Origin of the sequence: Streptococcus sp. XMC (assembly GCF_021341835.1) — a bacterium.
Taxonomy (GTDB): Bacteria; Bacillota; Bacilli; order Lactobacillales; family Streptococcaceae; genus Streptococcus.
In genome coordinates this window covers 49,216-70,046 of the sequence record NZ_JAJTNQ010000006.1, presented here as the reverse complement: position 1 = coordinate 70,046, position 20,831 = coordinate 49,216, and the positions used below count along the sequence as shown (strand labels likewise).

21 protein-coding genes and 2 pseudogenes are annotated in these 20,831 nt (G+C 41.8%); 19 read left to right on the top strand and 4 right to left on the bottom strand.

The genetic code is table 11. From position 1 onward, the window contains the following. Positions 1-265: 265 nt before the first annotated feature. Both adhP and LXO72_RS09460 read right to left on the bottom strand, forming a co-directional pair. The gene (adhP, locus tag LXO72_RS09465; RefSeq protein ID WP_048688797.1) at positions 266-1,288 is read right to left on the bottom strand and encodes an alcohol dehydrogenase AdhP; all 1,023 of its coding nucleotides are present in this window, start codon (positions 1,286-1,288) and stop codon (positions 266-268) included. Between the two features lie 290 nt (positions 1,289-1,578). Further along, a complete protein-coding gene (locus LXO72_RS09460; protein WP_233332382.1) occupies positions 1,579-2,391 on the bottom strand; it encodes a Cof-type HAD-IIB family hydrolase in 813 nt (270 codons plus the stop codon). A gap of 252 nt (positions 2,392-2,643) precedes the next feature. Between LXO72_RS09460 and LXO72_RS09455 the strand changes: the two genes are divergently transcribed. From LXO72_RS09455 to lytR, 4 genes are all read left to right on the top strand, one after another. Next, positions 2,644-4,065 carry an NCS2 family permease gene (locus LXO72_RS09455; RefSeq protein WP_154854892.1) on the top strand — a complete coding sequence of 474 codons (1,422 nt, stop codon included), beginning with the start codon at positions 2,644-2,646 and terminating at the stop codon, positions 4,063-4,065. A 123-nt stretch (positions 4,066-4,188) separates the two neighbouring features. After that, complete coding sequence (tsaE, locus tag LXO72_RS09450; protein ID WP_233332379.1) at positions 4,189-4,638, top strand: tRNA (adenosine(37)-N6)-threonylcarbamoyltransferase complex ATPase subunit type 1 TsaE; 450 nt, start codon at positions 4,189-4,191, stop codon at positions 4,636-4,638. Between the two features lie 2 nt (positions 4,639-4,640). Next, on the top strand, positions 4,641-5,174 hold the full coding sequence (locus LXO72_RS09445) for a GNAT family N-acetyltransferase (protein ID WP_233332370.1): 534 nt from the start codon (positions 4,641-4,643) through the stop codon (positions 5,172-5,174). Beyond that, positions 5,171-6,340, top strand: coding sequence for a glycopolymer--peptidoglycan transferase LytR (gene lytR, locus LXO72_RS09440; RefSeq protein WP_006596888.1), 1,170 nt, complete (start codon positions 5,171-5,173; stop codon positions 6,338-6,340). Before LXO72_RS09445 ends, lytR begins: the two co-directional genes overlap by 4 nt. Before the next feature lie 58 nt (positions 6,341-6,398). Here lytR and LXO72_RS09435 read toward each other — a convergent pair whose 3' ends face one another. Then, a complete protein-coding gene (locus tag LXO72_RS09435; protein WP_006596887.1) occupies positions 6,399-6,695 on the bottom strand; it encodes a hypothetical protein in 297 nt (98 codons plus the stop codon). Positions 6,696-6,708: 13 nt separating this feature from the next. After that, the gene (locus tag LXO72_RS09430) at positions 6,709-7,122 is read right to left on the bottom strand and encodes an HIT family protein (RefSeq protein WP_233332369.1); all 414 of its coding nucleotides are present in this window, start codon (positions 7,120-7,122) and stop codon (positions 6,709-6,711) included. Positions 7,123-7,188: 66 nt separating this feature from the next. Here LXO72_RS09430 and LXO72_RS09425 point away from each other — a divergent pair, with 66 nt between their 5' ends. The 15 genes and pseudogenes from LXO72_RS09425 (at position 7,189) to LXO72_RS09360 (ending at position 20,653) form a co-directional block, all read left to right on the top strand. Continuing rightward, complete coding sequence (locus tag LXO72_RS09425) at positions 7,189-7,920, top strand: ABC transporter ATP-binding protein (protein WP_233332367.1); 732 nt, start codon at positions 7,189-7,191, stop codon at positions 7,918-7,920. Beyond that, the gene (locus LXO72_RS09420) at positions 7,917-8,972 is read left to right on the top strand and encodes an ABC transporter permease (RefSeq protein ID WP_233332366.1); all 1,056 of its coding nucleotides are present in this window, start codon (positions 7,917-7,919) and stop codon (positions 8,970-8,972) included. Before LXO72_RS09425 ends, LXO72_RS09420 begins: the two co-directional genes overlap by 4 nt. Positions 8,973-9,012: 40 nt before the next feature. Next, positions 9,013-9,807, top strand: coding sequence for a cell cycle regulator CcrZ (gene ccrZ, locus LXO72_RS09415; RefSeq protein WP_040803298.1), 795 nt, complete (start codon positions 9,013-9,015; stop codon positions 9,805-9,807). Continuing rightward, complete coding sequence (trmB, locus tag LXO72_RS09410) at positions 9,804-10,439, top strand: tRNA (guanosine(46)-N7)-methyltransferase TrmB (protein WP_006596882.1); 636 nt, start codon at positions 9,804-9,806, stop codon at positions 10,437-10,439. The genes ccrZ and trmB overlap by 4 nt, the downstream gene beginning before the upstream one ends. Positions 10,440-10,603: 164 nt before the next feature. Next, the gene (rimP, locus tag LXO72_RS09405; protein WP_325167126.1) at positions 10,604-11,092 is read left to right on the top strand and encodes a ribosome maturation factor RimP; all 489 of its coding nucleotides are present in this window, start codon (positions 10,604-10,606) and stop codon (positions 11,090-11,092) included. A gap of 45 nt (positions 11,093-11,137) precedes the next feature. Continuing rightward, the gene (gene nusA, locus LXO72_RS09400) at positions 11,138-12,283 is read left to right on the top strand and encodes a transcription termination factor NusA (RefSeq protein ID WP_006596880.1); all 1,146 of its coding nucleotides are present in this window, start codon (positions 11,138-11,140) and stop codon (positions 12,281-12,283) included. 10 nt (positions 12,284-12,293) lie between these two features. Next, entirely contained in the window at positions 12,294-12,590 is a 297-nt protein-coding gene (gene rnpM / locus LXO72_RS09395; RefSeq protein WP_006596879.1) for an RNase P modulator RnpM, read from the top strand. Further along, positions 12,583-12,882 carry a YlxQ-related RNA-binding protein gene (locus LXO72_RS09390; RefSeq protein WP_154859378.1) on the top strand — a complete coding sequence of 100 codons (300 nt, stop codon included), beginning with the start codon at positions 12,583-12,585 and terminating at the stop codon, positions 12,880-12,882. Before rnpM ends, LXO72_RS09390 begins: the two co-directional genes overlap by 8 nt. 16 nt (positions 12,883-12,898) lie before the next feature. Next, positions 12,899-13,286, top strand: a pseudogene (locus LXO72_RS10230) (translation initiation factor IF-2 N-terminal domain-containing protein); the annotation flags it as partial. Positions 13,287-13,414: 128 nt separating this feature from the next. Beyond that, positions 13,415-15,622: pseudogene (gene infB / locus LXO72_RS09385) on the top strand (translation initiation factor IF-2); the annotation flags it as partial. Positions 15,623-15,694: 72 nt separating this feature from the next. Continuing rightward, positions 15,695-16,045 carry a 30S ribosome-binding factor RbfA gene (gene rbfA, locus LXO72_RS09380; protein WP_023022291.1) on the top strand — a complete coding sequence of 117 codons (351 nt, stop codon included), beginning with the start codon at positions 15,695-15,697 and terminating at the stop codon, positions 16,043-16,045. Positions 16,046-16,189: 144 nt separating this feature from the next. Continuing rightward, positions 16,190-17,821, top strand: a complete 1,632-nt coding sequence (locus tag LXO72_RS09375) for a Na/Pi cotransporter family protein (protein ID WP_233332362.1) — start codon at positions 16,190-16,192, stop codon at positions 17,819-17,821. 431 nt (positions 17,822-18,252) lie between these two features. Next, on the top strand, positions 18,253-19,404 hold the full coding sequence (gene nagA, locus LXO72_RS09370) for an N-acetylglucosamine-6-phosphate deacetylase (protein WP_048789459.1): 1,152 nt from the start codon (positions 18,253-18,255) through the stop codon (positions 19,402-19,404). A gap of 177 nt (positions 19,405-19,581) precedes the next feature. After that, complete coding sequence (locus tag LXO72_RS09365) at positions 19,582-19,809, top strand: hypothetical protein (RefSeq protein WP_006597076.1); 228 nt, start codon at positions 19,582-19,584, stop codon at positions 19,807-19,809. A 1-nt stretch (position 19,810) separates the two neighbouring features. Then, positions 19,811-20,653, top strand: coding sequence for an aldo/keto reductase (locus LXO72_RS09360; RefSeq protein ID WP_048789458.1), 843 nt, complete (start codon positions 19,811-19,813; stop codon positions 20,651-20,653). Positions 20,654-20,831: the final 178 nt, after the last annotated feature.

Genomic DNA, 20,831 nt, shown 5'->3' with positions numbered 1-20,831 from the left:
AATTTTTCAGTACTAAATTAAAGGAAAAATAGATTCTTTGATATATTAAATTGTTAACATCTATTTTTAGATGTTGGTAAACTTCTTTGGCTATTAAATTTGAAAATCCTTGATAAGAGGGGAACGAAGGGGATTCGAAGTTTCTGAAAAGAGTAGTAGTAGGTTCTAATAGGTAAAATAAAAATATAGCAACCTATTGCAGGTCCTGTTTGTGAGAAACTAAAAAAGACCAGCCCATTTGGGCTGGTCTAATAGGTTGAGTTGATTAGTTGGTGAAGTCAAGTACCATACGTCCTTGAATGGTTCCGGCTTCCATTTCGTCAAAGACTTTGACAGCATCTTCTACTGGACGTTTTTGAACAACTGGAACAACCAATCCTTCTGCACCAAATTGGAAGGCTTCTTCCAAGTCTTTACGAGTTCCTACTAGGGAACCGATGACTTGGATGCCATCTAATACTGTTTTTACAATACTGAGGTCCATCATTTCAGAAGGAAGTCCGACTGCGATAACGCGGCCACCCGCACGAACTGAATCAACAGCTTGGTTGAAGGCTACTTTAGAAACAGCGGTTACGACAGCAGAGTGAGCTCCACCATTTGTTTTTTCTTTGATCAATCCTGGAACATCTTCGACTTCGCGACCATTAATGACAAAGTCTGCCCCAACTTCTTTAGCCAATTCGAGTTTATCGTTGTTGATATCAATAGCGATGACATGAGCGTTGAAGACTTTCTTGGCATATTGAACAGCCAAGTTACCCAGTCCACCAGCTCCATAGATAACGATCCATTGTCCTGGTTCAGCTTTGGCTTCTTTGATAGCTTTGTAGGTTGTAACCCCGGCACAGGTAATAGAAGAAGCTTGAGCTGGATCTAAACCTTCAGGTACTTTCACTGCGTAATCTGCAGTAACGATACATTGTTCAGCCATTCCTCCATCAACAGAGTAACCAGCATTTTTTACAGTACGGCAAAGGGTTTCGCGACCAGTAGTACAGTATTCACAAGTACCACATCCTTCGAAGAACCATGCGACACTGACTCGATCCCCAACTTTGAGGCTCTTGACATCAGGAGCAAGTTCTTTAACAATTCCGATTCCTTCATGTCCTAGAACACGTCCTGGAACTTTACCAAAGTCTCCGTGAGCAACGTGCAAGTCCGTGTGGCAGACACCACAGTATTCGATTTGGACAAGCGCTTCCCCTGTTTCCAATGGGCGCACGTCTTTGTTTGCAACGATTTCAACACCAGTACCTTCTGGATTTACAACAACAGCTTTCATAGTTTTCCTCCTCAAGAGCTTAGTTGAATTAGAGACGGTAATAAAACGAGAAGTAACATCACTTGAATCATTATCGTATGAAACGAGCTAGGCTCCTTTTTTATTTTTGTTATGTTAATTTTATCACAAACTCCATCAGTTAGCAAGCGTTTACATAGAAAATTTTCTGAAAATAAACTTAACCAGTTAAATTACTTTCAGAAAAAGTCCCTATAAGGTTCCGTATGTTTGAGAAAATAAAAAAGCTTGAACCATCTTTTATAAAAGGTGATTCAAGCGATTCTCTTTATTTATAAGAAGAGTTTTTCTAGTTGACGAGCAACGCCGTCCTGATCATTTGTATACTCGGTTTGTTTATCCGCATAGGGGAGGAGGATAGGATTGGCATTTTTCATTGCATAACCAGTTCCTGCGAAAGCCAACATGTCTGTATCGTTTTGTTCGTCTCCAAAGGCGATCAGATCTTTCCGATCAAGTCCGTATGTCTCGAGGAGATAGTTGAGGGCAAAGGCCTTATTGACCCCTTTTGGAGCACATTCCAGAATGTTGAGGGGGCCACCCCAGCTATTGATTTCTAGCTCGTGATGGTAGTAATCACGCATTTCTTCGGCTAAAGCATACTTATCTTCAGCGCGTGTTTGAAAGAGGATGGCATTTGGGTTTTCGGTAACTTTACGAGCTTCGAATTTTGTTTTGGAGGAGATTTTAGAAACCCCAAATAAAGCAGGATCAATAGTATGGTGGTAGGTATGGGTGACATAGAACTTATTGCGATACTCTCCTGCAATAAAGTCCGCCTGGATGTCATTTTCTCTCTTGACCATATCGAGGAGGTATTTTTTATCAAGGGTCATGGATAGTTCTTTGGACCATTTTTTATTTGGAATATGAGTGAGAGCGCCGTTAAAGTTAATCATGGGACTTTCCAATCCCAATTCCTTATAGATGTGATCTGCCATTCGATAGGGACGCCCAGTTGTAATAATGATCCGGTGGCCTTGTTCACTGACTTTCTGGATGGTTTCAATCGTATAAGGCGATAATTTGCTCTCGGAATTTAATAAGGTGCCATCTAAATCGACAGCGATTAGTTTTTTAGTCATAGGAAGATTCCTTTCATTTGTATGGTTTATCTTACTCTAAATGAGGAGTATAGAAGTGCCATATTTTAAGAAGAATGCTACCATTATACCAGATAAACAGGAAAATTTCAGTTTTTCAAATAGTAAATGCTGAGGCACTAAAGATTATCCAGATAAATCTCTTGTAAAAGTGAATGATATTTGATAAAATATTGGTATTGTTCGTGATTGAGTCGCGAGCAGATTTATTTTTTTAAGGAGCTTATTAGAAAAATGGATAAGTTTTTCAAACTATCTGAACACGGAACGACGGTTCGTACAGAGGTATTAGCTGGTTTAACGACCTTCTTTGCCATGTCTTATATCTTATTTGTAAACCCTCAAATGCTCTCCCAAACAGGAATGCCTGCTCAGGGAGTATTTCTAGCAACCATTATTGGGTCAGTCGTCGGGACTCTCATGATGGCTTTCTATGCGAATCTGCCTTATGCCCAAGCACCAGGAATGGGCTTGAATGCTTTCTTTACCTTTACAGTGGTATTTGGGATGGGCTATTCTTGGAAAGAAGCCTTGGGAATGGTCTTTATTTGTGGATTGATTTCCTTGATTATCACATTAACTAATGTTCGGAAAATGATTATTGAGTCCATTCCAAATGCTTTGCGTTCAGCTATTTCAGCTGGTATCGGAATTTTCTTGGCCTATGTCGGCATTAAAAATGCTGGTTTGTTGAAGTTTTCGATTGATCCGCATACCTATACGGTGGCAGGAGAAGGGGCTGACAAAGCGAATGCAGCGATTACAGCAAATTCTGCAGCGGTCCCAGGACTTGTTAGTTTCAATAGTCCGACAGTCCTCCTTGCCTTGGCTGGCTTAGCCATTACTGTTTTCTTTGTCATCAAGGGCATTAAAGGAGGAATTATCCTTTCTATCCTTACGACAACAATCCTTGGTATTGTATTTGGCATTGTTGATCTTTCAACGATTGACTTTGGTAGTACCCATCTTGGAGCAGCTGTCAACGATCTTGGGAAAATTTTTGGAGCTGCACTTGGTTCAGAAGGATTAGGTTCCTTGATTACCAATACTTCTCGTCTTCCTGAAACCTTGATGGCCATCCTCGCTTTCTCATTGACAGATATCTTTGATACGATTGGTACCTTGATTGGAACTGGTGAAAAAGTTGGTATTGTTGCCACAAATGGTGAAAATCACCAATCTGCTAAATTGGATAAGGCCCTTTATTCAGACCTTGTAGCGACATCTGTTGGTGCCATTGCAGGTACTTCAAATGTGACGACTTATGTTGAGTCAGCTGCGGGTATCGGAGCTGGTGGACGGACTGGTCTGACAGCCCTTGTAGTAGCCCTCTGTTTTGCAGTGTCAAGTATCTTTAGTCCTCTTCTTGCCATCGTACCAACTGCAGCGACAGCACCGATTTTAATCATCGTTGGGATCATGATGTTAAGTAGCTTGAAAAACATCCATTGGGATGATATGGCAGAAGCTGTACCAGCCTTCTTTACCTCTATCTTTATGGGATTCAGCTATTCCATCACAAATGGGATTGCAGCAGGTTTTATTACCTATACAGTAACCAAATTGGTCAAAGGTGAAGCCAAAGAAGTTCACAGTATGATTTGGATTTTAGATGCCTTGTTTATCTTGAACTTTATCAGTATGGCCTTGCATTAGAATGAACATAGAGGAAAGCTTGGACAAAAAGTCCAAGCTTTTTTTGATTGTCTCATGTGAGGCAGGAGGTTGATCGACTAAAAATAGTGGGCAATAATCAATTATTTTTGGTATAATGGAGGAATGAAAAGTCAAAATGAACAAGAGTTGATGTCCCTTGGAAAACAGTTGGGTCAACGATTAGAAAAACAGGATGTCGTGATTCTGACGGGAGATCTGGGGGCAGGGAAAACAACCTTTACAAAAGGCCTTGCTCAAGGGTTGGATATTCGTCAGATGATCAAAAGTCCCACTTATACTATCGTGAGAGAATATGAAGGTCGCTTACCCTTGTATCACCTGGATGTTTATCGTATTGGAGATGATCCAGATTCGATTGATTTGGATGACTTTTTATTTGGTGAAGGGGTGACCGTTATTGAGTGGGGAGAATTGCTAGAGACCAGTCTTCCTGCTGGATATTTAAAGGTTGAACTGCTCAAGGATGGCGACGGACGTGAGATACGCTTGTCAGCTGTCGGTGAACGTGCAGAACAATTAAAGGAGTCATTTCTGACTTCTGTAGGAGCTTGAAGATGGAACAGGTATTGGATCTCTTTTTAAAAGAGGCTGAGGCTTCGGATGCAGGGCGTTTACTCGACTTTTTTAAAGCTGTAGCAACTGAATCTGAGTTCATGACCTTGGCTCCAGAAGGGCTTGGGATGACCAAGCAAGAGTTGGAAATATTTGCTGAAACGCAAGCACAAACAGACAATCAATTATGTCTCTTATTATACTTGGGTGAGGATCTGGTAGGTGTCTTAAATATTGCAGCGGATCAAAACAGAGCCTTGCGCCATATTGGAGATGTCTTTATCGTTGTTCGGAAGGCCTATTGGAATAAAGGCTTGGGTCGTATTCTTCTAGAAGAAGGAATCGCATGGGCAGAAGGTACCAACCTCCTTCGGAAGTTAGACCTCAGTGTCCAAGTTCGAAATGAACGGGCCATCCATCTCTACCAAACGCTAGGATTTGAAATTGAAGGTCTCCGCAAGAGAGGCGTATACAAGGAAGGGGAATATCTGGATGTTTACCTAATGGGCAAACTGATAGATGGACAGAATCAATGATTAAAAAAATTCTATTAATGTTTTTTAGTTTGTTAGCTGTAACGACAATCGGGCTTGGAGCCTATGGGCTGACCATCCTCAATCAGTCAACAAACACGTTGAGTAAGACCTTTAAAGGCATTGGCGATGAAAATAATGTCATTGCAGAAAACAAACCGATGACCATCTTGCTCATGGGGGTTGATACAGGGTCAGGTTCACGAGAGGATCAGTGGGTAGGAAACAGTGATACCATGATTCTGGTGACGGTGAATCCACAGACGCGTGAAACAACGATTATGAGTTTGGAACGGGATATCTTGACCAATATCACGAAGGATGGAGAAACTGTCCAAGCGAAGCTGAATGCGGCTTATGCTCAAGGTGGGGCAGAGTTGGCCATTGAAACCATCCAAGATTTGATGAATATTCATATTGACCGTTATGCGATGATCAATATGAAAGGTCTCGTCCAACTGGTTGATAAGGTCGGTGGTATCACGGTAAACAATCCATTTGATTTTGATATTTCAATCGAAGAAAATGAACCGGAATACACAGCGAAAATTCCACCTGGTCGTCAAGAGATTGATGGAGAGCAAGCCTTGGTATATTCACGGATGCGTTATCAAGATCCAGAAGGAGACTATGGCCGTCAAAAACGACAACGGGAAGTTATCGAAAAGATCATCAAGAAAGTATTGACTCTGGACGGTTTGAGCAACTATCAAGGAATTATTGAAGCGGTTAGTGATAATATGCAGACCAATATCTCCTTGGATACGAATAGCTTGATGCAGTTGATGGGTTATCGAGATGCCTTGAAGAACATCCGTATGGAACAGTTGAAAGGGGAAGATGCCACCCTAGCGGATGGCGGAAGTTACCAAATCGTTACTTCAGAGCACCTGCTGAAGATGCAGAATATCTTGCGTAAAAGTTTGGGCTTATCACCTTTAAGCAAGCTCAAAACAAGTGCCGTTCTATTGGATGGCGACGAAACTGGGGGAGCTTCTTCATCAGAAAGTGGCGAAAGTCCAGTAGAGGCGAGCCAGGATACAGGCGGAGGCTATTATGATCCTTCCTATGCTCCAGAGACTTCTGTAAGCTCAGAAGCAGTGACACCCTATCAACCGACAGTGACACCTTATACGGATACAACGGTAGCTGGTGCTGGAGGAAACTAAAGTCAAATACTTCTATAAATAAAAAGGTTTTGAGACGACTATCTCAAAACCTTTTTGTTTATTCATGATCGCTAGATTTCTCAGACCAAATAGTTTGGATTTGTTCTACAGAAGCGTTGGCTTGCTGAGAGAAGACCCTTGCTTTATAGGAAAAGTCTTCCAGTAGTTGATTTAAAAGGACTCTTTGCTCTTGGATGATTTCAATATTCTTTTTGATTTTTGAAAGGTTTGATTGGATTCCATCCGTTAGTTGTTTGGTTTCGTTGAATTCATTTTTCAGTGGTTCACGATTTTTAACAAGTTGATAGCTGATGGTTGCTCCAGTCGCAAACCAAAATAGATCTCTTAATTTCATAGTAAGCTCCTTTTTAATGGTTTGAGATATCCTTGGCTAATTGGGCAAGGTGTTCGAAATCAGGTTCGTGGGCAATGAAATCAATCTTTAGGTCGTCTTCTTGAGAGTAGCGTGGAAGAATATGGACGTGGGTGTGGAAGACAGACTGACCCGCAATTTCTTCCATGTTGCTAATGATATTCATTCCTTGAGGCTGTGTAGCACCTTCCACTTTTTTGGTGACTCTTGAAACGATGTTAAAAAGATCAGCTGTTTCATATGGTGTCATCTCCAATAGATTACGGGCGTGTTTTTTTGGAATCACGAGGGTATGGCCTGGAGTGACCTGAGAGATATCTAAAAAAGCAAGAAAATGGTCATCCTCGTAGACCTTAGAAGCAGGAATTTCTCCGGCAACAATCTTACAAAAAATACAATCCGAAACCATAAATGCACCTCAATTTCGCTAGATTTTGTTATAATATAAGAACATTATACCAGAAAGCTAAGAAATATGTTAGAAATAAAAAACCTGACAGGAGGCTATGTCAATATCCCTGTCTTAAAAGATGTTAGTTTTGAGGTTGGTGATGGCCAATTAATTGGATTGATTGGCTTGAATGGAGCAGGGAAATCAACGACCATTAATGAAATAATTGGCCTATTGCGTCCCTATGCTGGCGAAATCCGGATCGACGGTTTGACTTTAGCTACTTCTCCAGGTGCTTATCGCCAAAAAATTGGTTATATTCCTGAAACACCGAGCCTTTATGAAGAGTTAACCTTGCGTGAGCATATTGAAACAGTGGCGATGGCCTATGACTTGGATCAGGAAGCAGTTTTTGCGCGTGTGACTCCTCTCTTGAAGCAATTCCGACTAGAGGAAAAACTGGATTGGTTTCCTGTCCATTTTTCTAAGGGGATGAAACAAAAGGTCATGATTATTTGTGCCTTTGCTGTTGATCCAAGTTTGTTTATTGTCGACGAGCCTTTCTTAGGCTTGGATCCAGTTGCGATCTCAGATTTAATTCAATTATTGAAGGTGGAAAAAGAGAAGGGGAAATCTATTTTAATGAGTACCCATGTGCTGGATTCTGCTGAAAAAATGTGTGATGCCTTTGTCATCCTCCATAAGGGACAGGTCCGCGCCCAGGGGACTTTAGAGGAATTGCGGACAGAATTTGGAATGGCGGATGCCGATTTGAATGAAATCTACCTTGCACTAACAAAAGAGGCGGACCGATGATTGAAGTTTTACAAAAGAGGAAGACGACCTTTCGCAATCAGTGCTTAAAATATTCTCGCTATGTGTTTAATGATCATTTTGTCCTCTTTCTCCTGATTTTTCTAGGATTTTTAGCGGTTCAGTACAGTCAGTTTTTGCGCTCCCTACCAGAAGATAAGAGCCTTCTCCTCCTTGTACTTGCGCTAGCTCCTTTGCTCCTACTCCCAGTTGGTTCTATCGCTACCTATTTTGAGAAGCCAGACATGATTTTCCTCCTGGCAAAAGAAGAGAAATTGAAAAGCTATTTGAAACAACAGACTATACGAGCGACTATTTTCTGGGGGATTTTGCAAACTCTTGTACTTGTCCTGTTTGTCCCTTTGGCCTTGGCTTTAGGACTGTCTTTGATCATTGTAGTGGTTTATTTGTCTATTCTCTTCTTGTTGAAGGTTCTTGTTTTTCAAGGGAAGGGGAAAAGATTCTATAACCAGGCGGGTCTTGATTGGAAACGAATCGTAGAGTTGGAAAATCTGAGAAAGCAAAGTATTCTAAGATTTTTCGCCCTTTTTACCACAGTAAAAGGAATGACCAACAGCGTGAAACGGCGGGCCTACTTAGACAGACTGACAAGCATGGTTCCGAAAGTCAGTTCCAAGACTTGGAACAACCTGTATCTCCGTTCTTATCTCAGAAATGGAGACCTGTTTTCCATGAGCCTGCGTTTATTAGGACTTTCAATAGCTGTCTTTGTCTTCATCCCCCAAACGCTAGTAGCAGTGGCCGTCGCGGGGCTCTTGAATTATTTACTTGTTTTTCAATTGCTCGGACTCTACAAGGTCTTTGACTATCAATATTTAACGCGACTCTTTCCCTTGGAAAATCGTGCTAAAACACGGGGACTTCTTCAAACAGTTCAATCGGTGACTTTGTTTGTGGTTCTTGTCGAGGGAGGACTGGGATTACTGGTCTTTGAAGACAAACTTCTCGTCCTAGCCTTGCTAGCTTTCACAGCCTTTTTAGCCTATGGTTATGCACCTTTCAAGGTGAGACGATTAGTTGACGAAATGCCATAAAATTAGTAAAATAGATGGGAAACTTTTTACGGAGGAAGAGATGGACTCGAACGAAAAAGAGCTAACGTTAACCCCAATTGCTGGTAAAAGCGGAAAAGCCTTTATGGGGACTTATCCGGATGGGGGGAAAGTATTTGTCAAAATGAATACAACCCCAATATTAGCGGGGTTAGCTAAAGAACAAATTGCTCCACAACTCTTATGGAGCCGACGCTTACCTGACGGAAATGTGATGAGCGCACAAGAATGGTTAAATGGAGAAATTTTAACTCCAAATGGGATGGGGAAAAAGCAAGTGGTTCATATCTTGACTCGTTTGCACCGTTCACGCCCCTTGATGACGCAATTGAGAAAGTTGGGCTACACAGCTGAGTCGCCATTGGATTTATTGAATTCTTTGAGCAGTCAGTTGCCAATCGCTTTGCGTCAAAACAATTATTTGCAATCTGTATTAAAGAGTTTACGACAGACTGTTCCAGCTTTTCGAGAAGATTATGCAACCATTGTTCACGGAGATGTCCGTCATAGTAACTGGATTGAAACGGATAGTGGATTTATCTACTTGGTAGATTGGGATTCTGTCCGCTTAACAGATCGGATGATGGATGTGGCTCATGTTTTAAGTCACTACATTCCAGATTCCCAGTGGCAGGATTGGTTGGTCTATTACGGCTATAAGTACAATGAAACTGTATTTAGTAAATTGTACTGGTTTGGTCAATACTCTTTCCTTTGTCAGATTGTAAAATACTATGAAAACAATGATTTAGAGAATGTGAACCGGGAAATTTATGCCTTGCGTAATTTCCGGTCAAAATATGGGAAGGAAGCATGAGAGTTAGAAACCGTAAAGGTGCAACCGAATTATTAGAAGCCAATCCGCAATATGTCATTTTGAAGCCAGAAGAAGCCAAAGGGAAGTGGCATGAGATTTTTGGAAATGACCATCCTATTCATATTGAAGTGGGGAGCGGTAAAGGTGCCTTTATCACTGGAATGGCCAAACAAAATCCAGACATTAACTATATCGGGATTGATATTCAAAAATCAGTATTAAGCTACGCTTTGGACAAGGTGTTAGAAGCTGACGTTCCCAATATCAAGTTGCTTTGGGTGGACGGAGATAGCTTGACCAATTACTTTGAAGACGGTGAGATTAATCAATTGTATCTCAATTTTTCAGATCCTTGGCCGAAGAAACGTCATGAAAAACGTCGTTTAACCTACAAGAGTTTCTTAGATACCTTCAAACAGATTTTGCCAGAGCATGGGGAGATTCATTTCAAGACGGACAATCGAGGACTCTTTGAATACAGTTTGGTGAGTTTTTCTCAGTATGGAATGACCTTGAAGGGTGTCTGGCTAGATCTTCATGCGAGTGATTTTGAGGGAAATGTCATGACCGAATATGAAAAGAAATTCTCAAGTAAGGGTCAGGTCATTTATCGGGTTGAAGCACAATTTTAAAGTCTAGTTAAGGATTGACGTCTCCTGAAAAGGAGGCGTTTTTCTTTTGGATGGTAGCTATATGAATGAGGAAGGCGAAATTCTTGCATTTCGACGGAACTTGTGCTAAAATATTTAAAACGAATAGAAAAGGAGAGGCGAAGACATATCTTCGCCTCTTGTCTGTGAGGAGGTGTTGTCCTATCGCAACAATTGTTGAATTAGTAACAGAAATTCTTCAACCAGCCATCCAAGCTCCATTTGAATTGGTGGATGTGGAATATGGAAAGATGGGAGGAGATTATGTTCTAAGTATCTTTGTTGATAAGCCAGGTGGTATTACCCTGAATGATACAGCCGATTTAACAGAAGTGATTAGTCCTCTGTTGGATCAGATTCAACCAGATCCATTCCCAGAACAGTACTTCCTAGAAGTGACGAGTCCTGGTTTGGAGCGTCCCTTAAAAACCAAAGATGCAGTGGAAAAATCTCTGGGTCAATATATCCATGTCAGCTTGTACAAGGCAGTTGACAAACAAAAGGTCATTGAAGGAACACTCGTTAAGTTCGAAGATGATCAATTGACCATGGAATACATGGACAAAACCAGAAAGAAAACCATTGAAATCCCCTATAGTCTTGTATCAAAAGCAAGACTAGCTGTCAAATTATAGCAGAAAAGAAAGGAAGGCTCTTAGTAGCCTAAGAGCAAGAAAAGAATGAGTAAAGAAATGCTAGATGCTTTTCGCATCTTGGAAGAAGACAAAGGAATCAAAAAAGAAGATATCATTGAAGCTGTCACAGAATCATTGCGTTCGGCTTATCGGAGACGGTATGGTCAAGCAGAGAGTGCTGCTATCGAATTTAATGAAAAGACTGGTGACTTCCGAGTTTATACCGTTCGTGAAGTAGTGGATGAAGTATTTGATAGCCGCTTAGAAATTAGCTTGAAAGATGCTCTTGCGATTAGCTCTGCCTATGAATTGGGAGACAAAATCAAATTTGAAGAAGCACCTGCTGAGTTTGGTCGTGTCGCAGCCCAATCTGCCAAACAAACCATCATGGAAAAAATGCGCAAGCAAACTCGTGCGATTACCTACAACACTTATAAAGAACATGAAAATGAAATTATGAGTGGAACGGTTGAGCGTTTTGATAATCGCTTTATCTATGTAAATTTAGGGTCTATCGAAGCTCAATTGTCTAAACAAGACCAAATCCCGGGTGAAGTCTTCCAATCTCATGATCGCATCGAAGTCTTTGTCTACAAAGTAGAAGACAATCCTCGTGGGGTCAACGTTTTCGTAAGTCGTAGCCATCCAGAAATGATCAAACGTTTGATGGAACAAGAAATTCCTGAAGTCTATGATGGAACAGTTGAAATCATGAGCGTGGCGCGTGAAGCTGGAGACCGCACTAAGGTTGCTGTACGTAGCCATAATCCAAACGTGGATGCGATTGGAACCATCGTTGGTCGTGGTGGATCGAACATCAAAAAGATTACTAGCAAGTTCCACCCAGCTCGTTATGATCAGAAATTGGATCGTATGGTCCCAACAGAAGAAAATATTGATGTCATTGAGTGGGTTCCAGATCCAGCAGAATTTATCTACAATGCCATTGCGCCTGCTGAGGTCGATCAAGTCATCTTTGATGAAGAAGACAGCAAGCATGCCCTTGTGGTAGTACCAGATAGCAAGCTATCTCTTGCGATCGGTCGTCGTGGTCAAAACGTGCGCTTGGCAGCTCACTTAACTGGCTACCGGATTGATATCAAATCAGCTAGCGAGTACGAAGAAATGGAAGCAAGTCAAGAACCTGCTTTTGAAGAAGTAGAAAGTGATTTGAATTCCGTAGACGAATAGGGAGGGAATCATGGTAAAGACAAGAAAAATCCCTTTACGCAAGTCTGTCGTTTCAAATGAGGTCATCGATAAACGAGATCTCTTGCGAATCGTAAAAAATAAAGAAGGTCAAGTTTTTATCGATCCAACTGGGAAAGCAAATGGTCGTGGTGCTTATATCAAGCTCGATAACGAGGAAGCACTTCAAGCCAAGAAGAAGAAAGTCTTCAATCGCAGCTTTAGCATGGAAGTGGATGAAGCTTTCTACGATGAATTGATTGCTTATGTGGATCATAAGGTGAAAAGAAGAGAGTTAGGCCTTGAATAAGCAAAAAGTCAGTAATTTATTGGGATTGGCTCAGCGAGCAGGGAAAATCATCTCTGGAGAAGAGTTGGTCATCAAGTCTGTTCAAGAAGGAAAGGCTCGTTTGGTCTTTCTAGCAGATGATGCAGCTCCCAATCTTACCAAAAAAATCACAGATAAATGCCACTATTATGGCGTTCCGGTATTAACCGTGTTTTCAACACTAGAATTAAGTACTGCCATTGGTCGCTCACGAAAGGTAGCGACCGTGACAGATGCTGGATTTTCAAAGAAAATGAGGTCTCTTATGGAATAGAAGAGGAGGACAGCAATTGTCTAAGAAAAGATTGTATGAGATTGCCAAAGAACTAGGCAAGGAAAGTAAAGAAGTCGTCACACGGGCGAAAGAATTAGGGTTGGAGGTAAAGAGTCACGCTTCTAGTATCGAAGGTGAAGCGGTTGAGCGTTTGGTCAATAGTTTTGCATCAAAGGCGCCCCAAACTCCTAAAGTGAAGGAAGAAAAACAAGTAAAAGTTGCACCGGTTGCAAAAGAACCTGTTGCAAACCAACCAGAAAAGAAAACGGAAACAGCGGCAGCACCTGTTGTGAAGCCAAAGAGTCGTAATTTCAAGGCGGAACGCGAAGCCCGCGCAAAAGAGCAGGCGGAACGTCGTCAACAACAAGGAAATCGACCTAAGAAACAACAAAACGACCGTCGGGATGGGGATCGTTTCCAAAATCGTAATGAGCGAAAAAATCAAGGAAATGACCGCCGGAACCAAGGGAATGATCGTCGCCGTGAGCAATCTGGCAACGGTCAAGGACGTCCAAATCCTGTAAATGGCGCTCCGAAGATTGATTTCAAAGCCCGTGCGGCAGCATTAAAGGCAGAGCAAAATGCGGAATATGCACGTGGTAGTGAAGAACGCTACAAGCAAAACCAGGCAGCCAAGGTAGAGCAAGAACGTCAACAACGTCGTAAGCGTGAAGAGGCAGTTGCGACTGAAGTTGTCGCTCCACAACCGAAGGTAGAAGCAGCGAAGGCAACTCCGGTAGTGGCTCCAAGTCCTGCAGCAGTTGATACACGTCGGAAAAAGCAAGCTAGACCAGACAAAAAACGTGAAGATTTTGATCGCGAAGAAGATGGTCCAAGAAAACAACAAAAGAATCGAAGTAGTCAAAACCAAGTGAGAAATCAAAGAAATAGTAACTGGAACAACAACAAAAAGAATAAAAAAGGAAAGAATAACCGCAATGAAGCTCCAAAACCAGTAACAGAGCGTAAATTCCATGAGTTGCCAAGTGAACTTGAGTACACAGATGGAATGACGGTTGCGGAAATCGCAAAACGGATTAAGCGTGAGCCTGCGGAAATCGTTAAGAAACTCTTCATGATGGGAGTGATGGCGACACAAAACCAATCCTTGGATGGCGATACCATTGAACTTCTGTTAGTGGATTATGGAATTGAAGCCAAGAAAAAGGTTGAAGTGGACAATGCGGATATCGAACGCTTCTTCGTCGAAGATGGCTATTTGAATCCAGATGAACTGGTAGAGCGTCCACCAGTTGTCACCATCATGGGACACGTTGACCACGGGAAGACAACCCTTTTGGATACCCTTCGTAATTCACGTGTAGCGACAGGAGAAGCAGGAGGAATCACCCAACATATCGGTGCCTACCAAATCGTGGAAAATGGCAAGAAAATTACCTTCTTGGATACACCTGGACACGCGGCCTTTACCTCTATGCGGGCGCGTGGTGCATCTGTTACGGATATTACCATCTTGGTCGTAGCAGCAGATGACGGGGTGATGCCACAAACAATCGAAGCCATCAACCACTCAAAAGCGGCTAATGTTCCAATCATTGTGGCTATTAACAAGATTGATAAACCAGGTGCCAACCCAGAACGTGTCATCGGTGAATTGGCAGAGCATGGAGTTATGTCAACTGCCTGGGGTGGAGATTCTGAGTTTGTAGAAATCTCTGCCAAGTTCAACCAAAATATCGATGAGCTCTTGGAAACGGTCCTTCTTGTGGCTGAAATCCAAGAACTCAAAGCAGATCCAACTGTTCGTGCCATCGGTACGGTTATCGAAGCGCGCTTGGATAAAGGAAAAGGTGCGGTTGCAACCCTTCTGGTTCAACAAGGTACTTTGAATGTCCAAGACCCAATCGTTGTTGGTAATACTTTCGGACGTGTCCGTGCCATGACCAATGACCTTGGCCGTCGTGTGAAAGTAGCTGGACCATCTACTCCAGTTTCTATCACTGGTTTGAACGAAGCACCAATGGCGGGTGACCACTTTGCGGTTTATGAAGATGAAAAATCTGCGCGTGCAGCCGGTGAAGAACGTGCCAAACGTGCGCTGATGAAACAACGTCAAGCAACCAACCGTGTCAGCCTTGAAAATCTCTTTGATACCTTGAAGGCTGGAGAAGTGAAATCCGTTAATGTCATCATTAAAGCCGATGTACAAGGATCGGTTGAAGCCCTTGCTGCTTCCCTTCAAAAGATTGAAGTGGAAGGTGTGAAAGTGACCATCGTTCACTCAGCAGTTGGTGCCATCAACGAATCAGACGTCACCCTTGCAGAAGCTTCAAATGCCTTCATCATTGGATTTAACGTCCGCCCTACGCCTCAAGCACGTCAGCAAGCAGAAGCTGATGAGGTAGAAATCCGTCTTCACTCAATCATCTATAAAGTGATTGAAGAAATGGAAGATGCCATGAAGGGAATGTTGGATCCTGAGTTCGAAGAGAAAGTCATCGGGGAAGCAGTCATTCGTGAAACCTTTAAGGTCTCTAAAGTGGGTACCATTGGTGGATTTATGGTCCTCAGTGGTAAGGTCACTCGTGATTCCAAAGTTCGTGTCATTCGTGACGGTGTCGTGATTTATGATGGCGCTCTTGCTAGCTTGAAACATTATAAAGATGATGTCAAAGAAGTAACCAACGGTCGCGAAGGTGGATTGATGATCGAAGGCTACAATGATATCAAGACGGATGATACCATCGAAGCTTACATCATGGAAGAAATTAAAAAATAAACTGTTAACTAGGAAAGAAGAGAAGAAATCTCCCATTTCCTAGTTTTAAAGACAGATCAGAAAGGAGTTCCTATGGCAAGTCATTTTCGGACAGACCGAGTAGGGATGGAAATCAAGCGTGAAGTCAACGAAATTTTGCAAAAAAAAGTTCGTGACCCACGTGTTCAAGGTGTCACCATTACGGATGTTCAGATGCTAGGCGATTTGTCTATGGCTAAGGTCTACTATTCGATTATGAGTGACCTGGCTTCAGATAATCAGAAGGCTCAGACAGGGCTTGAAAAAGCAACAGGAACCATCAAGCGCGAATTAGGTCGGAATTTAAAATTATATAAGATTCCGGATTTAACCTTTATCAAAGATGAATCCATTGAATATGGAAACAAAATTGATCAAATGTTACGAGAGCTTGATAAAAAATAATGAACAAAACGATAGATTTTGTAGAGTCTATCGTTTTTTTAGGACAAAATTCAGAAGAAATTTCAAAAAAAAACTTGTGTCCAAGTGGTGGATGTTTTAAAATAGAGTGAGTAAACTTTTATCGAATGATGATGGAGGAAAGAAATGTCCATTGATTGGCAGAACATTTTATTTAACTTCTTAGGTGGCTTGGGTCTCTTTCTCTATAGTATTAAAACCATGGGAGAAGGCTTGCAACAGGCTGCAGGGGATCGCCTTCGATACTATATTGATAAATATACGAGTAATCCCTTTCTAGGGGTTCTAGTAGGGATTGGGATGACTGCTTTGATTCAGTCTAGTTCAGGGGTTACAGTGATTACGGTCGGTCTGGTGAGTGCTGGACTTCTAACCCTCCGTCAAGCTATTGGTATTGTTATGGGGGCCAATATTGGAACTACTGTTACCTCCTTTATCATTGGTTTTAAATTAGGAGACTACGCCTTGCCTATGCTTTTTATCGGAGCGATTTGTCTCTTCTTTACCAAAAATCGTTTGGTTAATAATGTTGGACGAATCGTTTTTGGTGTCGGTGGTATCTTCTTTGCCCTCAACTTGATGAGTGGGGCTATGGAACCTCTTAAAGATTTGCAAGTTTTTCGTGACTACATGGTGGAGTTGAGTAAAAGTCCTATCTTGGGTGTCTTTGTCGGATCAGGATTAACTCTTTTGATTCAGGCTTCCTCTGCAACCATTGGTATCTTACAAAATCTCTATGCTAGTCATTTGATTGACCTTAAAGGGGCTCTCCCAGTTCTCTTTGGTGATAATATCGGAACGACCATTACAGCCATCATTGCTTCCTTGGGAGCAAATATTGCGGCCAAACGTGTGGCGGGTGCCCATGTAGCCTTTAATGTTATCGGAACCATTATCTGTCTTGTCTTCCTTGTTCCGTTTACATCTTTGATTCAATGGTTTGAAACGACTCTTCATTTGTCTCCCGAGATGACCATAGCCTTTGCTCACGGGACCTTTAATATTACCAATACCATCATCCAGTTCCCCTTCATTGGAGCTTTGGCTTACTTTGTGACGAAATTGATTCCTGGTGAGGATGAAGTGGTCAAATACGAACCACTTTACTTGGATGAAAATCTGATTACCCAAGCTCCTTCGATTGCTTTAGGAAATGCCAAAAAAGAACTATTGCATTTAGGAACCTATGCTGAAAAGAGTTTCGACTTGGCCTATCGCTACATTGTAAATCAAGAAGAAAAGCTAGCTGAAAAAGGCCATAAAACAGAAGAAGCGATTAATACCATCGATGATCAGTTGACCAAATACTTGATCCGCTTGTCCAGTGAAGCTTTGAGTCCAAAAGAAAGCGAATCCTTGACCAATATTTTGGATTCTTCTCGAGATTTGGAGCGGATTGGAGACCACGCAGAAGCCTTGATCAACTTGACGGATTATCTCATTCGGAAGAAAGTTGTCTTTTCTGACAATGCCTTGGCTGAATTAGAAGATATCTACCAGCAAACGGCGACGTTTGTTAAAGATGCCCTTCGAAGTGTAGAAGAGGATAACCAAGAGTTGGCGGCAGAGTTGGAACAGCGCCATCAGGCAATTGAAAAACTCGAAAAGAAATTGCGGAAGACTCATATTTCTCGTCTGAACAAGGGCGAGTGTACACCTCAAGCAGGTGTCAACTTTATTGATATCATCTCTCACTATACACGTGTCGCAGACCATGCCATGAACTTAGCTGAGAAGGTACAATTGGAGCAGATCTAAAAAAACGAAAAATCCAGTTCTTTAGGACTGGATTTTAGAATGTAGACAAATTTTTTTCATAAAATAGCTAGAAAATTTTTTCAAAAAAATAATTTGTATTTTTAATTAATTAAACAAATTTATTACTTTCCGCTGTGAGAAAAGTGGCTGAAGCGCTAAAGTTTCAGCCACTCGGGAGTTTTGAAACTTTAGGTTCAAAACTAAGTCATGGAACTTCAAATAAGTTCGCTGACGTCCGTACTCACCTAAGGAAAGTTTTAAAGAAGACTTTATATTCAATCTGAAATCCAGCTCAAAAAAACTGGATTTTTTATCGTATTTATAGAGAATATTAATATATTTAAATAAAATAGGTCTAGACCATTTACAAATGCAGTACAAAGGATTATAATGTGTATGAATATATCGGTAGAAAAAGAAAGGAAATCACCATGACAACCTATATACAAGCAGATCAATTCTTTTATCCCCATGGCATTCGTAAGGGAGGATATCTAGAAATTGTCGATGGCAAATTTGGGAAACATGTAGATCAGCTACCAGAGGGAGCTACTGTTTTGGACTATACAGGCTATAGTATTGCTCCTGGTTTGGTCGATACGCACATCCATGGATTTGGTGGAGTTGATGTTATGGACAACAACATCGAGGGAACTCTTCATACTATGAGTGAGGGTCTCTTGAGCACAGGGGTCACTAGCTTTTTGCCAACAACCTTGACCTCTTCTTATGAGCAATTATTGGCAGTAACTGAAAACATTGGAGCACGCTACCAAGAAGCATCTGGTGCTAAGATTCGTGGCATTTACTTTGAAGGACCTTACTTTACAGAGAAGTACAAAGGGGCACAAAATCCAGCCTACATGAAAGATCCTCGAATGGATGAATTCCGTGCATGGCAAAAAGTAGCCAACGGCTTGCTCAATAAAATTGCCCTTGCTCCTGAGCGAGATGGTGTCGAAGACTTTGTCCGCACAGTGACAGGAGAAGGGGTAACGGTTGCGCTTGGTCACTCCAATGCAACCTTTGACGAAGCTAAAAAAGCAGTGGATGCTGGGGCTAGTGTCTGGGTGCATGCCTATAACGGAATGCGCGGTTTGACGCACCGTGAGTTGGGAATGGTTGGGGCTATGTACCAACTTCCTCATACTTATGCAGAGTTAATCTGTGATGGCCATCACGTTGATCCAAAAGCCTGCGACATCCTTCTCAAACAAAAAGGAGTGGAAAATATCGCCTTGATCACCGACTGTATGACAGCTGGTGGCTTGGAAGATGGCGACTACATGTTGGGTGAATTCCCTGTTGTCGTAGAAAATGGAACAGCCCGTTTGAAATCGACAGGGAATCTGGCTGGTTCGATCTTGAAGCTTAAAGATGGATTGAAGAATGTTGTTGAGTGGGGCATTGCCAATCCTCATGAAGCGGTCATGATGGCGAGTCTCAACCCTGCTAAATCTGTCCATATTGATGATGTCTGTGGCCAAATCCGTGAAGGGTATGACGCTGACTTTATTGTATTGGATAAAGATTTAGAGTTGGTAGCAACCTTCTTAGACGGTCAAAAACGATTTGAAGCTTAATGGTGAAAAAGAGGTTCAACTACGAATCGCTTGCTTTCGCCAAACTAAAAATTGAATGTATCCCATAAGCTGAGATGAAAGTCTCAGCTTATTTGAATAGGATTCCTTGATCTAGCCATTTGTCTCTTTGCTCTGATACATGGTATAATGAAAGTAATTGAATCGCGAGGTAGTTTTATGAATAAGATAAACGTACGTTTTTTATTGATGGGCTTGTTTTTCTTTATCTACGGTATGTTGCGCCGTAGTCCCGTCATTTTAGTGGCAGGTAGTGCCTTTTTACTCTATGCCTTTTTTAGTAAATCGATGGTGCAACCGAAGGAAAATATCTTTAAGCCAAAGTTGCGCTTGAATGCGAAGACTTCTAAGTCTGGTGAAAAAACAAAGGAAAGTGACGGGAAATAAGATGAAGAGTTACAAACTAAATGACGGACGCCACATTCCTGTACTTGGTTTTGGTACTTGGAAGGCGAAAGATGGCGAGGAAGCTTATCAAGCAGTAAAAGCAGCCTTAGAAGCGGGCTATCGCCATATTGATACGGCAGCCATCTATCAAAATGAAGAAAGCATCGGAAAGGCTATCAAAGATAGTGGTATTCCAAGAGATGAGCTTTTTGTAACGACCAAGTTGTGGAATAATCGTCACACCTATGAGGATGCTGTCAATGGTCTAGAAGAATCTTTGCACAAATTGGGACTAGATTATATCGATTTGTACCTCATCCACTGGCCGAATCCTGTGACTCACCGAGAAAATGAGGCCTGGAAAGAACGGAATCGTGAGGTTTGGAGAGCCATGGAAGATATGCAGGCAAAAGGAAAGATTCGCTCTATTGGTGTGAGTAACTTCCTGCCCCATCACCTGGATGCTTTGTTGGAGAGTGCAAAAGTTCTTCCGGCAGTCAATCAGATTCGCTTGGCCCCTGGAGTCTATCAAGAGGAAGTAGTCCGTTATTGTCGTGATAAAGGAATTTTATTGGAAGCTTGGGGGCCATTTGGCCAAGGAGAGTTGTTTCAAAATGAGACAGTCCTTACATTGGCTAAACAGTATGACGTGACACCAGCCCAGCTTCTGTTGGCCTGGAGTCTAGCAGAAGGATTTTTACCTCTGCCCAAGTCAGTGACTCCTGAACGCATTGCAAGTAACCTACAATGCTCTGCGATTGCATTATCCCCAGAAGATTGTGACCTTCTTCGGAAGATCCCAGTAGAGGCAGGAGCACCGAATCCAGATACCAAAGACTTTTAGGATTGTTTGTTTTTAATAGACAGTGAGAATTTGCTCTTACTGTCTTTTTTTGTGTAACGAGATGAAAAACGAATGATTTGTTTTAAATATCTAAATATTTGGATATCAAAACCATTAAAAAGCAAACAAAAAACAACTAATTAAAGATATTGTACGGGAATATTACAATTTGATAACA

What these genes read in the sequence shown, in the direction of transcription:
- adhP (WP_048688797.1), bottom strand. Translation starts at nt 1,288, where the DNA reads ATGAAAGCTGTTGTTGTAAATCCAGAAGGTACTGGTGTTGAAATCGTT.
- LXO72_RS09445 (WP_233332370.1), top strand. Translation starts at nt 4,641, where the DNA reads ATGGAACAGGTATTGGATCTCTTTTTAAAAGAGGCTGAGGCTTCGGAT.
- trmB (WP_006596882.1), top strand. Translation starts at nt 9,804, where the DNA reads ATGAGAGTTAGAAACCGTAAAGGTGCAACCGAATTATTAGAAGCCAAT.
- LXO72_RS09430 (WP_233332369.1), bottom strand. Translation starts at nt 7,122, where the DNA reads ATGGTTTCGGATTGTATTTTTTGTAAGATTGTTGCCGGAGAAATTCCT.
- lytR (WP_006596888.1), top strand. Translation starts at nt 5,171, where the DNA reads ATGATTAAAAAAATTCTATTAATGTTTTTTAGTTTGTTAGCTGTAACG.
- LXO72_RS09360 (WP_048789458.1), top strand. Translation starts at nt 19,811, where the DNA reads ATGAAGAGTTACAAACTAAATGACGGACGCCACATTCCTGTACTTGGT.
- LXO72_RS09420 (WP_233332366.1), top strand. Translation starts at nt 7,917, where the DNA reads ATGATTGAAGTTTTACAAAAGAGGAAGACGACCTTTCGCAATCAGTGC.
- LXO72_RS09425 (WP_233332367.1), top strand. Translation starts at nt 7,189, where the DNA reads ATGTTAGAAATAAAAAACCTGACAGGAGGCTATGTCAATATCCCTGTC.
- LXO72_RS09460 (WP_233332382.1), bottom strand. Translation starts at nt 2,391, where the DNA reads ATGACTAAAAAACTAATCGCTGTCGATTTAGATGGCACCTTATTAAAT.
- nagA (WP_048789459.1), top strand. Translation starts at nt 18,253, where the DNA reads ATGACAACCTATATACAAGCAGATCAATTCTTTTATCCCCATGGCATT.
- LXO72_RS09365 (WP_006597076.1), top strand. Translation starts at nt 19,582, where the DNA reads ATGAATAAGATAAACGTACGTTTTTTATTGATGGGCTTGTTTTTCTTT.
- rbfA (WP_023022291.1), top strand. Translation starts at nt 15,695, where the DNA reads ATGGCAAGTCATTTTCGGACAGACCGAGTAGGGATGGAAATCAAGCGT.
- LXO72_RS09435 (WP_006596887.1), bottom strand. Translation starts at nt 6,695, where the DNA reads ATGAAATTAAGAGATCTATTTTGGTTTGCGACTGGAGCAACCATCAGC.
- nusA (WP_006596880.1), top strand. Translation starts at nt 11,138, where the DNA reads ATGAGTAAAGAAATGCTAGATGCTTTTCGCATCTTGGAAGAAGACAAA.
- LXO72_RS09455 (WP_154854892.1), top strand. Translation starts at nt 2,644, where the DNA reads ATGGATAAGTTTTTCAAACTATCTGAACACGGAACGACGGTTCGTACA.
- ccrZ (WP_040803298.1), top strand. Translation starts at nt 9,013, where the DNA reads ATGGACTCGAACGAAAAAGAGCTAACGTTAACCCCAATTGCTGGTAAA.
- rnpM (WP_006596879.1), top strand. Translation starts at nt 12,294, where the DNA reads ATGGTAAAGACAAGAAAAATCCCTTTACGCAAGTCTGTCGTTTCAAAT.
- tsaE (WP_233332379.1), top strand. Translation starts at nt 4,189, where the DNA reads ATGAAAAGTCAAAATGAACAAGAGTTGATGTCCCTTGGAAAACAGTTG.
- LXO72_RS09375 (WP_233332362.1), top strand. Translation starts at nt 16,190, where the DNA reads ATGTCCATTGATTGGCAGAACATTTTATTTAACTTCTTAGGTGGCTTG.